12 protein-coding genes and 1 pseudogene are annotated in these 13878 nt (G+C 72.0%); 7 read left to right on the top strand and 6 right to left on the bottom strand.

What is annotated here, in order from left to right:
- Positions 1-21 precede the first annotated feature (21 nt).
- The 4 genes and pseudogenes from ACFY10_RS28950 to ACFY10_RS28935 all read left to right on the top strand — a co-directional run.
- Positions 22-1767, top strand: a complete 1746-nt coding sequence (locus ACFY10_RS28950) for an ArnT family glycosyltransferase (RefSeq protein ID WP_390668132.1) — start codon at positions 22-24, stop codon at positions 1765-1767.
- A 130-nt stretch (positions 1768-1897) separates the two neighbouring features.
- Positions 1898-2821 (top strand): MurR/RpiR family transcriptional regulator, encoded by a 924-nt coding sequence (locus tag ACFY10_RS28945; RefSeq protein ID WP_390668131.1) that lies wholly within the window; start codon positions 1898-1900, stop codon positions 2819-2821.
- A gap of 435 nt (positions 2822-3256) precedes the next feature.
- Complete coding sequence (locus tag ACFY10_RS28940; protein WP_232648728.1) at positions 3257-3631, top strand: hypothetical protein; 375 nt, start codon at positions 3257-3259, stop codon at positions 3629-3631.
- 167 nt (positions 3632-3798) lie between these two features.
- Positions 3799-4517 (top strand): annotated as a pseudogene (locus tag ACFY10_RS28935) (PP2C family protein-serine/threonine phosphatase); the annotation flags it as partial.
- Between the two features lie 59 nt (positions 4518-4576).
- Here the strand turns inward: ACFY10_RS28935 and ACFY10_RS28930 are convergent.
- Both ACFY10_RS28930 and ACFY10_RS28925 read right to left on the bottom strand, forming a co-directional pair.
- Positions 4577-4762, bottom strand: coding sequence for a hypothetical protein (locus tag ACFY10_RS28930; protein WP_390668258.1), 186 nt, complete (start codon positions 4760-4762; stop codon positions 4577-4579).
- A 59-nt stretch (positions 4763-4821) separates the two neighbouring features.
- Entirely contained in the window at positions 4822-5481 is a 660-nt protein-coding gene (locus tag ACFY10_RS28925; RefSeq protein ID WP_390668130.1) for a peptidoglycan-binding protein, read from the bottom strand.
- 214 nt (positions 5482-5695) lie between these two features.
- On the opposite strand from ACFY10_RS28925, the gene ACFY10_RS28920 reads away from it, so the two are divergent.
- Positions 5696-6367: a TetR family transcriptional regulator gene (locus ACFY10_RS28920; RefSeq protein WP_390668249.1), complete on the top strand. Its 672-nt coding sequence runs from the start codon at positions 5696-5698 to the stop codon at positions 6365-6367.
- Positions 6368-6532: 165 nt separating this feature from the next.
- Positions 6533-6946: a zinc ribbon domain-containing protein gene (locus ACFY10_RS28915; RefSeq protein ID WP_365838376.1), complete on the top strand. Its 414-nt coding sequence runs from the start codon at positions 6533-6535 to the stop codon at positions 6944-6946.
- A 7-nt stretch (positions 6947-6953) separates the two neighbouring features.
- Here the strand turns inward: ACFY10_RS28915 and ACFY10_RS28910 are convergent, their stop codons facing one another.
- A complete protein-coding gene (locus ACFY10_RS28910; RefSeq protein WP_390668129.1) occupies positions 6954-8297 on the bottom strand; it encodes a Gfo/Idh/MocA family protein in 1344 nt (447 codons plus the stop codon).
- 187 nt (positions 8298-8484) lie between these two features.
- Here ACFY10_RS28910 and ACFY10_RS28905 point away from each other — a divergent pair, with 187 nt between their 5' ends.
- Entirely contained in the window at positions 8485-11262 is a 2778-nt protein-coding gene (locus tag ACFY10_RS28905) for a hypothetical protein (protein ID WP_390668128.1), read from the top strand.
- Between the two features lie 64 nt (positions 11263-11326).
- Here ACFY10_RS28905 and ACFY10_RS28900 read toward each other — a convergent pair whose 3' ends face one another.
- The 3 genes from ACFY10_RS28900 to ACFY10_RS28890 form a co-directional block, all read right to left on the bottom strand.
- On the bottom strand, positions 11327-11713 hold the full coding sequence (locus ACFY10_RS28900) for a PPOX class F420-dependent oxidoreductase (RefSeq protein WP_390668127.1): 387 nt from the start codon (positions 11711-11713) through the stop codon (positions 11327-11329).
- Between the two features lie 129 nt (positions 11714-11842).
- Positions 11843-12601 carry a type 1 glutamine amidotransferase domain-containing protein gene (locus ACFY10_RS28895; RefSeq protein ID WP_390668126.1) on the bottom strand — a complete coding sequence of 253 codons (759 nt, stop codon included), beginning with the start codon at positions 12599-12601 and terminating at the stop codon, positions 11843-11845.
- Between the two features lie 56 nt (positions 12602-12657).
- The gene (locus ACFY10_RS28890; RefSeq protein ID WP_390668125.1) at positions 12658-13836 is read right to left on the bottom strand and encodes a MalY/PatB family protein; all 1179 of its coding nucleotides are present in this window, start codon (positions 13834-13836) and stop codon (positions 12658-12660) included.
- Positions 13837-13878: the final 42 nt, after the last annotated feature.

The raw sequence follows: 13878 nt of genomic DNA, 5'->3' as shown, positions 1-13878 counted from the left end.
TGCGAAAGTAGGGCCCATGGGATGGGTCCGGATCACTCCCGCCCCCTCGCGGTCCGTGTCACCGCGGGGCGGATGATGGCGCACGAACAGCACTCGGTCCTCGAGCCGGGCACACACGACGACGAGGAACACCCGCCGCCGCGGGCGACGGCCCCCGAGGGGTCGCCCCGCCCGCGCAGGCGGTGGCTGGTGCCGCTGCTGGTGTTCGTGCTGCTCGCCCAGATGGCCGCGGCCATGGTGACCACCGCCGTGCAGCAGACGCCGACGATCGACGAGCCGATCTACGTCGCCACGGCCGCCGACTATCTTCACGAGCACCGCGTCCGCTTCAACCCCGAGCACCCGCCGCTCGGCAAGCTGGTGATCGCGGTCGGGGTGGCGATCGCCGATCCGCACGTCGACACGTCGTACAAGGGCGACCAGAGCCGATTCGGGGCGCATCTGCTGTACACCTCGGGCAACGACCCCTGGCGGCTGATGTTCTGGGCCCGGCTGCCGATGATCGTGCTGACGCTGCTCTTCGGGCTCGTGGTGTTCGCCTTCACCCGTGAACTCGCGGGCACGAAGGCCGGGTTGGCGGCCCTGGCCCTGTACGCCTTCTCCCCCGACATCATCGCGCACGGCTCGCTGGCCACTCTGGACGTGCCGGCCGCCGGGTTCGTGCTGACGTCAGCCTGGCTGCTGTGGCGAGCCCGCCGACGGCCCCGGCTGTACGTCCCGCTGGGCGGTCTGGCGCTGGGGGCGGGGCTGGCGACCAAGATGAGTGTGCTCCCGGTGGTTCCGGTGCTGCTGGCACTGGCCGCCTGGTCGGTGTGGCGGGCAGGGGCGGAGGACCGGCGCAGAGCACTGCTGCGGGCGGCCGCGGGGGCAGCCGTCGCGGCGGTGGTGGCCGTCGCGGTCGTATGGGCGTCGTATCTGGTGGTCGATCCGCGGCTGCGGTGGACACCCGATCAGCCCGTACCCGCGGTCCACGGGCTGAAGGGGCTGCTGGTGCGGCTGCTGCCGTTCCCGGCGTCCTACCGGGACGGGATGCGCATCCAGTTCGGTCTCGAGAACTACCCGTGGCAGGGCTTCCTGTTCGGGCATCTGTACACCGGGTCCCGCTGGTACTACCTGCCGGCCGCGCTGCTGGTGAAGACGCCGCTCGGCATGCTCGCCCTGTGGGCCGCCGGTGCCGTGGTGCTGGTGGCGGTGCGGCGGCTGCGGCCCGCGGCGCCGTACGTGCTGGTGCCCGCCGGTGTGCTGCTGGCCGCGGCCATGACCGGTTCACGGGACTTCGGGACCCGGTACGCGATCTTCGTGCCGATGTTCCTGGCGGTGGCCGCGGGCTGTGTGCTCGCCGTGCGGTGGCGGTGGGCGCCGCTCGTGACGGGAGCGCTGGTGCTGTTCGTCGCGGTCAGCTCGCTGCTGACGTACCCCTACTATCTGCCGTACTCCATCGAGGCGTTCGGCGGTCCTGCCAAAACGCATCTGCGGCTGCACGACTCCAATGTGGACTGGGGCCAGGATCTGGGCCGGCTCGCCGACCGGCTGCACGAGCGGTACCGGGGCGAGCGGATCTGGCTGGTGTACAAAGGCAGCGGCGTGCCGTCGTACTACGGCATCGACGCGTCCGATCCGCGCAAGGTGCCCTCGCGTCAGGTGCGCGGGCTGCTGGTCGTGTCGGACTCGGCGGCGGCCAAGGCGCGAGGCCGGCTGGCCGCGTTGATCCGCAGCAGTCGTCCGGTGGACGACGTCGGTCATTCGATCACGATCTATCGCCGGTGAGAGGTGGCACAAGGTACCGGCGCGCAAGCTGAGGATCCGGCTGCCGGCGCCGGATGCCCTCGTACAAACCCTGGTCACGACGGTGTGTGGGCTATGTTGAAGCACTGTGGGAGACAAAGGAGGCGCACCGGTGTCATCGCCGCAGCAGGCCCGCGCACAGGCGTCCGCGATCACCTCGGGCAAGTCGACTCCGGAGGCCGAGGCCGCCCCGGCCTCCCAGCTCAGGACGCTCTTCGACCGGCCCCGGCTCTCCCCCGGCCAGCGGCGCATCGCCCAGTACCTGATCGAGCACATCACCGAGGCGGCGTTCCTTTCGATCACCGACCTCGCCGAACGCGTCGGTGTGAGCCAGCCCTCGGTCACGCGTTTCGCCGCGGCGGTCGGCTTCAGCGGCTACCCCGCGCTGCGCGAGAAGCTCCAGTCGATCGCCCTCGGCACCCTGGCCGGCGGCCCCGCCGCGACCGAGGAGAACGGCAGCAACGAACTGCAGGCGGCGGTCGACGCGGAGATCGAGAACCTGGAGAACCTGCGGCGCGACTTCGCCGACCCCGACCAGTTGATCGAGCTCGGCCGCAAACTGTCGGCGTCGACACCTCTGACGGTCCTGGGGCTGCGTATCTCGGCCTCGCTGGCCGAGTACTTCGCCTACGCCGCGCGCCGTATCCACCCGGACGTGCGGCTGGTGACGCGGGGCGGCAGTGTCGCCTACGACGCGTTGTTGCAGTCGCGTGAGGCGGGCGGTACGTGGGTGCTGGCGTTCTCGATGCCCCGGCACGCCCAGGAGACCCTCACGGCCGTACGGGTCGCGCGCAGCGCCGGGTTGAAGGTCGCCCTGGTCACGGACCTGGCGCTGGGGCTCGTGGCCGACGAGGCGGACGTGGTCCTCGCCACCGGCACCGGCTCCCGTCTGGTCTTCGACTCCTACGCTGCGCCCGGCGTGATCGCCTCCGCACTGCTGCAGGCCATGACCGACGCCGATCCCGAGCGCACCCAGGCGCGGCTCGAGGAGTACGAGCAGATCTCCGACCAGCACCAGTTCTTCCTGCGCGACTGATCCGGCGCCCGCGACCGATCCGGCGCCCGCGACCGATCCGGTGTTACAGCGGAATTACAAAGGGACCTTTCACAACATACTGCGCATGAATGTTTTCATGCTTCTTGCAAACCGGACGGCATATATAAATACTTCTCACGGATCGCGCACCGGCACACTCCGGGACACGTTCCGTACCCCCGTCCCCACCCCGCATCGCCCGGAGAAAGCCGACGGTCCGCCCATGCGCCTGCACCATCCGCCGCGCCGGCACCGTCTGCTCTCCCGGGCCCCTGCACGGACACCCGAAGCCGCCGTCTCCTACCCGCGTCGGCGCCCAGGGTGTTCGGTCGGGCCTCGCCTCTGCGAGCGCCCTTGGCGGCCCCGGTCATCCCCTAGACCGGGGCCGCCCGCCCTCGTCGGACCACCCCACGCGACGCCGCACACCCGGAAGCGATGATCATGCAACTGACGACCACGCGCATCAGCCCGGACTGGCCGTGCCAGGTCAAGACGCCCGGCTCCTACGACTGGGAGCGCTCGGCGGCCAGGTGGCTGCGCGAGCTGGTGCCGGCCCGCTACGGCAGCTATCCGGCCCTGATCCGCCACCCCGTGCTGCTGGCCCGCCATGCGCAGATACAGGTGCAGCACGAGATCCGGGTCGCGCGTACCGCTCTGCAGACCGCCCGCGCCGACCTGCCCGCGCTCGGACTGCCCGAGTCGGTCATCGAACACACGATCAAGCTGTACGCGGCGGAGGTGCTGCAGCTCCAGCACATTGCGCGCAGCGTCCGAGCGGTCTCCCAGGCCCTGGTCGACTCCGGGCGCTGACCGCATCCGCTTTCGGGTGGACCGGGGCGGGCAAGGCCACGGTCGAAGGCCGCACGGTGCGCGATGCTCGACGCGTGACGGGCGGGCCGGCGGAGTCCCGCCCCGCGCAGGACACCGTCGCACTGACCAAGGTGGTCGCCAGGCAGCGCGCAGAGATGGACCGGCTGCTCCCCGGACGCCGCCGAGGAGGAGCTGCAGCGGCGTATGGAGGCCGGGACCGGTTCGCTGCACGAGGAGTGCTGGATCACGCTCGGCGGCCCGGCACCCCCGGAGCGGGCGCCGGCCGGCCGCAGCACGCTCTGCTCCACCTGCCCACCCGCCCCGTGCGCCTGGCGGGGCTGCGTGTCGAAGTCGCCTATCTGCCCGCCCAGTCGGGCACCCACGTCGGCGGTCACTGGTTCAGCGCCGTCGAACTGCCCGACGGGGACGCCCTCTTCGTGGTCGGTGACGTCGCCGGACACGGCATCGACGCGGTCGCCACGATGACCCAGCTCCGATTCACCGCCAAGGGCATGGTCATCACCGGGTCCTCGCCCGCTACGCCCCCGCCGAGCGCCGCCTGGTCCGGGCGCAGGCGGGCCATCCGCCGCCCGTGCTGCTGCGCGGCGGCCAGGCGCGCTGTCTCGACCGTCTCGGCGGCATGCTGCTCGGTGCGAGTGCGACCCCGTCCTTCGCGGAGGCGCAGTGCCCTCTCATACCGGGCGACCGCGTCTTCCTCTACACGAACGGCTGGTCGAGCGGCCCGCGGAGGGCCTCGACGGGGGCTTGAAGCGGCTCTCCGAGGCCGCCCTGAGCCATCATCACACCGCCGAGCCCGGCTCCCGGGGTGCCGCTGCTCGCCACGATGCTGGAGGGCGAGCGGCGGGACGACGACTGTGTGCCCGACCCCTGGGTTTCCGGTGGATCCGCAGTAGGCGGCCGCGCGGGCCGGTGGCCGGCCGCCTTTCACTCGTCGCCGCGGTGCCGCCAGTACCAGAGCACGCCCACGATCAGGGCCAGCAGGAAGACGGTGGGCAGGACCAGCCCCGGGATGCGGGAGCCGTTCATGGGCGTGGCTTTCGGGTCGGGCGGGCGGGACGCCACGTACGGCGGCCCGGTGCCCATGGTGACCCGCGACAGCCGATTGTCCACACCGTCCACCGGGTCTTTTTTCAACCCGTTGCATGGTGTTCGCGGGGCGCCCCGCCGCCTCAGCCGGTGCCGGAGGCCGTCCGGGACTCCAGTGCGACCCGGGTGTCGTTGCCGTAGACGCCCGTCTCGTCGCCCCTGATGCCGTACCAGAGCTGGAAGCGGGCCACCGCGGCCTTGAGGGTGGCGTCGTAGGAGCCGCCGGTGGAGCCGTTGTCGTAGACGTTCGGGATGCGCAGCAGGCGTTCCTGCAGGTCGGTCACGGCGGGGCCGCTGTCGCCCTCGCGGAGGGTGCCCGAGCCGTCGGGGTCCGATGCGGCGGCGGCGGACGCGGTCGGCTCGGCGGACGCGCTGGGGCGGGGTACCTCGGCGGCGGCTTCGCCGCTCCTGCCGTGCAGCAGGAGGGCGCCGCCGAAGCCGACGAGGGCGGCCGCGGCGACGGCGATCGTGACGGCGGCGCGGCGCAGTCCCGGCCCGAACCCGAAGCGGTCGCCGCGGCGCGGTGAGCCCGGGTCGTCGGTACGCACGGGCGGGAGTTCCTGTGTCTCGCCCTCGTCCCAGGACCGCGGGTCCGGCACGGCGACGGACTCGAGGTCGCCGGTGCCCTGCTCCATTTCCCTGAACAACTCCGCCAGGGCGTCGGTGCGGCGCGGGCGCAGGACCACGATCGGTTCCAGCGGCGGGCGGTCCTGCGGCGACCCGGATGCGGGCGGTGTGGGCACAGTGCTCTCCTTCCGTCCCCAGGCTGGGGCGTCCGCCGTCTGCCGAGGAGTGATACGCGGCCGCGGCGCCGGGAGTTCATCGGGCGGCATACGAATGGCCGGCGGGCCGCGAAAGCACTCAGTTCCCCGACACCAGTGCACTGAGTGCCATCGGTGGCGCCGCGATGCTACGTTCCAGTCCATGAAGACGGAGGCGGCGGCCGTGAAGCCACCGATGCGGGACGCCCTGGTGGCGGCGGCGTTCCAGCTGTTCCTGGAGCGGGGTTACGAGCAGACGACGGTCGACGACATCGTGGCGCTCGCCGGTGTCGGACGGCGGTCGTTCTTCCGTTACTTCCCCTCCAAGGAGGACGTGGTCTTCCCCGACCACGAGCGGTGCCTGGCCGACATGACGGCCTTCCTCGCCGACAGCGGCGACGAGGACGAGCCCGTGCGGCGGGTCTGTGACGCGGCCCGCCTCGTGCTGCGCATGTACGCCGAGAACCCGACCTTCTCCGTGCAGCGCTACCGCCTCACCAAGAAGGTGCCGGGGCTGCGGGCGTACGAGCTGTCCGTGGTGTGGCGCTACGAACGCGCCCTCGCGGAGTACCTGCGCGCCCGTTTCGCCGGCCGGCGCGACGGGACTCTGCAGGCGGACGTGATCGCGGCCGCCGTGGTCGCGGCGCACAACAACGCGCTTCGGTCCTGGCTGCGTTCGGACGGAAAGGGCGACTCCGACGCCGCGGTGGACCACGCGCTGGGGTATGTCCAGTCCGCCTTCGGTACGGCTACCCCCGTGCACCGCGGCGGCGAGGAGCCCGAGGACGTGGTGGTCGTCGTCTCCCGGCGCGACGCACCCCTGTGGCGGGTCGTCCAGGAGATCGAGTCCGCGTTCGGACGGAGCTGACCGGGCGGATCACGGCGGCCAAAATTGAGGGTACCGAGTGCCTTTACGCGTGGCACTGAGTGCCATACATTGGTCGCGTGCACGGTGGCACGGTGAACCGCGCACGTGCGTGCACGGTTGACCCGCGCACGTGGGATTCCGGCCGAGCGCAGGGAGTTGACCAGCGTGTACCACCACTCAGGAAACGTTGCTCGTCAGGCAGCCGGCTCCGCGGCAGGCGTGCTCGATCCCCAGGCGCCCGACGCGGACACCATCCTCTTCCAGCGCTGCACCTGGTGCGGCACCGCCATGTACCACCGGCTGCTGTGCCCGGTCTGCCAGGGCGGCGACCTGCGGACGGAGCGCAGCGAGGGCGTGGGCACGGTCCGCCACGCGACGATCGTGCACCGCAACACTCCCGCCGCGCGCAATGTGTCGCTCGTGGAGATGGCCGAGGGATTCGTCGTGCGGGGCAGGGTCATGGGCCCGCTGATCGGCATCCACAGCGGTGACCGGGTCCGGCTGTCGACGGCCAAGGACCCGGTCCGCGGCGAGCCGGTCTTCCAACTGGTCGACGAGCCCTACCGCGCCTGGTCCTGACGCTCCCTCAGCCCTTCCACACCCCGGGGACCAGGTCCCGCACGGCCACCGGCCGCCCCGTCTCGAAGCACCGGTTGGCGGCAAGCCCGACGGCCAGGGCGAGGGCGCCGTCGCGTTGGGTGGCCGTGGGATGCGCCGCCGCACCCTGAGCCGGCTCACCGAAGTCCACGGATCCGAACAGCGCGTCGAGCATGCGGGGGTCTCCCCCGCCGTGGGCCTCGTGCGCGACGTCGAGCGGCACCTCGACCGGCGGCCGCCACAGCGGACGCAGGGTGAGTCGTGCACCGACCGCGTGCTCGGCGGCCGTGTCCCCGTGCAGCGCGCCCCTGTCCGAGGCGACCGGGGTCCGGGGCTGCGCCCACCGGCTCTCCTCCACCTCCAGCTCCAGGCGGCCGGCGCTGCCGTTGAACATGACGCGGTAGCCCTCCCACGGGGCGTAGGCGGTGAGGTGGTACGTCATCGTCGCCCCCCGCGCGTAGCGCACGAGGACCGCCATGTCGTCCTCGATGGTGACCGGGCCGCCGAAGACGTTGCGGTCGCGGATGTATCCGTCGTCCGGCTCGGCGTCCAGATACAGGGCGCGCAGGGTGTCGTTGCCGGCCAGGTCCAGCGCGAAGGGGTCGTCGGCGGCCGGGGCTGCCCCGTGGGCGCGGTCGTAGTCCCGGCGCAGTCCGTGGCGTTCGCCCGCCTCGGGGCCGTAGAAACCGAGCCGTCCGTAGCCGAAGACCTCGTGCGGCTCGTCGGCGAGCCACCAGTTGACCAGGTCGAAGTGGTGGCTCGACTTGTGCACCATCAGGCCGCCGCTGCTCTGTTTCTCGCGGTGCCAGCGGCGGAAGTAGTCGGCGCCGTGCCGTATGTCGAGGACCCACTCGAAGTGGACGGACAGGGTCTCGCCGATCGCACCGTCGGCGAGCAGGGCGCGCACAGTCTCGTGCACCGGGTTGAAGCGGTAGTTGAAGGCCACGGTGAGGGGGTTGCCGGTCGCCCGCACCGTGTCGAGGATGCGCTCGCAGCGCTCCGCGTCGACGGTCATGGGTTTCTCGGTGACGACGCGGCAGCCCGCCTGCAGCGCCGGCACGATGTAGCGGTCGTGTGCGGCGTCGACGGTGGTGACGACGACCTCGTCGATGTCCTCCTTGGCGAGCATGTCGGTGAAGCGGTCCGGTTCCCACTCGGTGGCGGCGGGTTCCCCGGCGGCGGCCAGCGCCCGGTTGTGGAAGGCCATCCGTGTCGGGCTCGGGTCGCACAGGGCTGCCACCCGGTGGGCGGGGCGGGCGGCGAGGCCCCGGACGAAGGTCTGGGCACGGTGACCGGTGCCGACGACGGCGGCGCGCAACGGAGTTCGGCTCATTGGGGGGTCCTGTCCCGCAGGCCCGGCGCCCATGCCTCGTCGTCGCGGTCGGCCTGATCGCATCGCCGGACACCGGCCGAATCGGCAGGCACAGGCAACCCACGACTCCCTCCTGTCGTCCTCTGAAACGCGTGAGGCCCCCGGCTGACCAACGGGGTGCTTTTGCTTGGTACTTGAGGAGGGGACCTTGTTCCGTGCCCGGCGAATATGGGTGACCGCTGCGGCGGTGCTCGCGGTGGCGGGGGGATCGCCAGGGCTGGCGCAGGCGGCAGTGCCGTCGGACGTCAGACCGTCAAACACAGCTGCCGACAAGGAGGGTGGCCTGCCGCCCGGCTGGAGGATCGCCGGTGAGGGGGCCGAGCGGCAGCTGGTCTGGCGCTCGACCGCTCCGGTGCCGATGGGAGACGCGCGCGTCGAGTTCTACTCCGGGGGCCGGATGCTGGGCGTCCCCCGGCCGGACAAGGACGGCCGCACCTTCCGTCTCGGCCTCGGGCGAGGCGCGGCGACGACCGGGCTGAAAGGCCTTCATGTGCAGGCCGGCGGGCGGGAGTTGGACGCCGCCGGTCGTACCGAGACCCCGGGCGGGCGGCGCTCCGCGGCGGCTGCGCCGCCCGCCCGGCTTCCCGCGAACTCCGTGGACCCCGGGAAACCGGGCCAGTACGGCACCACCACCGGCGAGTACGACCTCGACCCCGTGAAGCTGCCCGGCTTCCCCCAGCCGGTCGAGATGCGTGCCGTGGTGGTCGCGCCGAAGGGCGCCACCGGCCACCGGCCGCTCGCCCTGTTCCTGCACGGCCGCCACTCCACCTGCTACACCCGCACCGACGTGACCGGCGACTGGCCCTGCCCGCAGGGCACCAAGCCGATCCCGAGCTACCGGGGCTACCTGCGCGACCAGCGGCTCCTGGCCTCGCAGGGCTATGTGACGGTGTCGATCTCGGCCAACGGCATCAACGCCCAGGACGACGCGGCCGAGGACGGCGGCGCACAGGCCCGCTCCTCACTGGTCCGCCAGCACCTGGCCCGCTGGGCCGACTGGGCCGCCCACCCGGGCTCGGCCCCCGCGGCCGTACGCAACGCGCCGCCGGCCGACCTCTCCCGCGTCCTGCTCGTCGGCCATTCACGCGGCGGCGAGGGCGTGAACCGGGCGGCGATGGACAGCCTCTATCCGCCGCCCGCCGCGCAGGACGGCTATCACGGCCCGGTGCGCTGGCACATCCGCGGCACCGTGCTCATCGGACCGACGATCTTCGGCCAGAATCCGGTCGCGGACGTGCCGTCGGCGACGATCCTGCCGGGCTGCGACGGTGACGTCTCCGACCTGCAGGGCGAGGTTTACGTAGACGGCACCCGCGGGGTCAGCAAGGGTTCCGCGCTGCACAGTGCGGTGTATGTGGTGGGCGCCGACCACAACTTCTTCAACACCGAGTGGACTCCGGGGCAGGCGCAGGCGCCCGCCGAGGACGACTTCTACAACGAGCCCGGGCACCGGGACCCGGTCTGCTCCCCGGGCACCTCGACCCGGCTGACCGCGAACCAGCAGCACAAGGCCGGCAGCACCTACATCGCGGCGGCGGCCCGGCTGTTCGTCGCCGGGGACGACCGCGTACGGCCCCTGCTCGACGGGTCGGGCCGGCGGGCCCCCTCGGCCGATCCCGCGCGGGTGCTCACGCACGCGGTCGGGGCGAACCGCGCCGGCGGGTTCCTGCCGGACGGCAAGGTCACGGTGACCGGCGGACGACTGTGCTCCGCGGTGGATCCGGACGCGCACGTGGCCTGCCTGGGCCCCAACACGAAGGGCGCGTCGCCGCACTTCGCACAGTGGGAGACGGATCGTGAGGTCGGTCGTCGTGCGGTCGCACTGCAGTGGTCGTCGGCCGGATCGGCGGTGAAGGTGCGTCCCGAAACGCCGGCCGAACTCTCCGGCGCCAAGGACCTGGCCCTGCGGGTGATCGTGCCGCCCAACTCGAAGGGCACCAAGCTCGACGTGTCCCTCACCGACACCCATGGCAGGCGGGCCGCCGTCGGCCGCATCGCCGTCGACGGCCTGCCGGGCACGGAACGGACCGCTTCGTACTGGGCGCGCGAGGTGCGCGTCCCGCTGTCGGCCGCGTCCCGGGCCGGTCTCGACCTGAAGCACGTCAAGTCCCTTGAACTGACGCCGCGTTCGCGCTCGGGCAAGGCCTGGCTGATGGACGCCTGGGGCTGGCGCCCGGGCACCCCTGCGGTACAAGAGCCCGCGCTGCCGCGCGTCGACATCGGCCGTACGACCGTCAAGGAGGGCGACTCGGGCGTCCGTACGTACCGGGTGCCGGTGCAGGTGTCCGGGCAGGGCAGCGGGCAGGTGCGGGTGTACGTCGCCGACCCGGTCACCGGCAGGACCCAGGCCCGCCTGGTGACGGTGCATCCGGGCGGTCACGACATCGACGTACCGGTGGAGGTGAAGGGCAACACGCGCTACTCGTACGACGTGGACAACACGGTGATCGTGAAGGCCGTGCAGGGCGCTGTCATCGGCTCGTACCGCGGTGGCGTCACGGTGCAGAACGACGACCCCGTACCCACGATCACCGTGACGCCGGAGGCGGACCGGGTGACCGAGGGGAAGCCGCTGAAGTGGAAGGTGTCGCTGTCCGAGGCCGCGGACGTGGACCTGAGCCCGATGTTCGTCGTTGCGCCGGTCACCGGCGGTCCGGAGCTGTCCACCAAGGACGTCGACCCGGCGTGGCTCGCCAACGCCTCGGGCGAGTCACCGGATCCGGAACGCCCCCTGTCGCAGGTCAGGTACCTCTACTTGGGGGCGGACGTACCGAAGGGAAAGCTGAGTGCGGAGGTGTCCCTGCCGACGGTCAGGGACCGGGTGACGGAGTCGGCCGAGTCGGTGCGCTTCCAGCTGACGAACGACAACGGTGATCCGCAGCCCGGCGGGCCGGTGCTGAGCGGCACGGTGCTGGACGCGTCGTAGGCCGGCGTTCGCCGTGGTGACGGCCGCGCGGTTCTCCCGGGAGGACCGCGCGGCCGTACGCGTCTCAGGTCTGCAGCGACACGCGGATGCCGACGGTGCCCTTCAGGCCGCGGCGCAGCCGGCTGCCGAGCAGGGTGAGGCGGCCGACGATGCCGTACTTGCGGGCGATCAGCTCGCGATAGCGGGCGACGGTCGCCTCGTCGCCGATCTGGGCGGTGGCCGGGAGCTGCGCGCCGGTGGGGTTGCCGCGCAGGTCGCAGGGGCCGACGAGGATGTCGCCGCGGGCCCGGATCCGCTTCACCTTCCAGGAGTCGGCCGCCGTCCACACACCGAGCGTGCCGCCGTCGCGCACCACCCACACCGGGGTGGCGACCGGGGTGCCGTTCTTGCGGTAGCTGGTGATCAGCACGTATTTGCCCGCACCGAGCCGCTCCAGCGACGTGTCGTCCATACCTCAAAGTCTAAGCAGGGGTGCCCGAAGTCGGCTCCCGGTTCGGCAGCGCCCCGACAGGGGCGCGGGGAACGGCGCGACCAGCCGCGACGTACCCGCAGACAACTCACCGGGCTGACAGCGGAGCGCCTATGTACCGAAGGACGACCCCAGGAGTTCGAGATAGCGGCGAGCGAAAAGGTACGCGTCCCCCGGCCAGCGCGCCGACAGATAGGTGCCGTCCTGAACGACGAAGGCGGGCGAGTCGTCGTCCGCCGTGCCGCGCCGGGTCAGTACCCGGGGCCCGCGCTCGAACTGGACGGCCGGGTCGGTGAGGGCGGAGCGCACCTCGTCCTCCACGTACGCCGGGTAGGTGCGGTAGTAGCGGCCGAGGCGCCAGGCGGTGCTCAGGTAGGCGGTGCGTTCCATGTACTTGGGCAGGCAGGTCGTCCTGCGGTCGGCGAGGATGCTGCGTCCCGTGCCGGGGTCCCTGGTGCGGGCCAGGACCAGCACTCCGTGGCAGATCGCACCGACCGGCCGGTCGAGCGCCCAGAACCGGGCGACCTGCTGTCGCAGCCGGTCCGAGCCGAGGTACTGCCGCATGCCGGGCGCGTGTCCGCCGGGCAGCAGCAGTCCGTCGTACGCCGTGACGTCCACGTCGGCCCAAGCGGCCGTGGCGGTGAACTCCGGTGCCGCGGCGAGCTGTTCGTAGTAGCGCTTGGGTTCGTCCTCCGCGCCGAGCTGCCCGAAGAGCACGCCGGTCAGCAGCCGTGGATCGGCCGCGGGCCGGGTCCGGGCGCGCTCGGTGGCGAAGACGACCTCGTGCCCGGCGTCGGTGAGCAGCCGCCAGGGCACGGCGACCTCGGTGACGTCGAAGTCGTGGTCGGGGAGCGGGATCAGCACGCGCATGCGGGCCATCATGCAACGCTGTCACGTGTCCATGACACCGCCACCTGGGGATTGGTTCAGACGAGTGCTGCTGTCATCCGCCGGACGCCTTCCGTGATCAGCTCGGGCGAGGTCGCCAGGTTCAGGCGTACGTGCCCCCTCCCACCGGTGCCGAAGGGGATTCCGGAGTTCAGCGCGACCCTCCCCCGCTCCAGGAACACCTCCGCCGGATCGTCTCCGAGGCCCAGTGCGCGGCAGTCGAGCCAGGCCAGGTAGGTGGCCTCGCCCGGACGGTAGGCGAGGGCGGGGAGGTGTTCGGCGAGCAGGCCGGCGAGCAGGCGCCGGTTGTCGTCGAGGCCGGTGAGCAGCGCGTCCAGCCAGGCGGTGCCGTCGCTCAGGGCGGCCGTGTGGGCGATGACGCCGACGTGGCTGGGGCCGTGGCCGACCTCCTCGGGCAGACGGGCGAGGTCGGCGGCTGCCGCGGGGCCTGCGATGGCGAGTGCGGCTTTCAGCCCCGCCAGGTTCCACGCCTTCGACGCGGACATGAGGGACAGGCCGCTCTCCGCGCCGGTGACGCTCAGATACGGCACGAAGTCGGCGCCCGATGCGGTCAGCGGGGCGTGGATCTCGTCGGCGACCACGCGGACGCCGTACCGGTCGGCGAGGGCGGCCACGGCGGCCAGTTCCCCGGCGGTGTGCACGGTTCCGGTCGGGTTGTGCGGGCTGCACAGCAGATGGGCGGCCCGGCGCCCCCCGGCGACCGCCCTCCGGAAGGTCTCCTCCAGGGTGTCGAAGTCGATACGCAGGTCCGCCCCGAGCGGAGCCTCCAGGACCTGCCGGTCCATGTGCTCGATGAACTGGAAGAACGGCGGATACACGGGCGAGTTGACGACCACCGGATCCCCGTGCCCGGTGACCAGCTTGAGCATTTCGACGACACCGAGCATGACGTCGGGCACGATCGCGGTGCGCTCCACGGCGAGCCCGTCCCACCCCCACCGCTTCTCGGCGAACCCGGCGAGCGCCTCGGCGTAGGCGGTGCCCGCCGGGTAGCCGGTGTCCCCGAGCGCAAGCGCCTCGGTGACCGCGCGGACGACGGGTTCGGCGAGGGGCACGTCCATCTCGGCCACCCACAGCGGCAGCACGTCGGCGGGGTAGGTGCGCCATTTCATGCTCGTACGACATCGGAGGCTCTCGGGGGAGAGTGCGCGCAGGGGGTTCGGTTCACCGGACGTGCCATGCGGGATGCTGGTCATGAGGCACAAGATAGGCGGCTGTGGTGTGACCTGGCACGACCT

It is taken from the genome of Streptomyces sp. NPDC001401, assembly GCF_042895385.1.
Classification (GTDB): domain Bacteria; phylum Actinomycetota; class Actinomycetes; order Streptomycetales; family Streptomycetaceae; genus Streptomyces.
The sequence above is the reverse complement of the archived record's forward strand: the minus strand, read 5'-3'. Positions and strand labels throughout refer to the sequence as shown.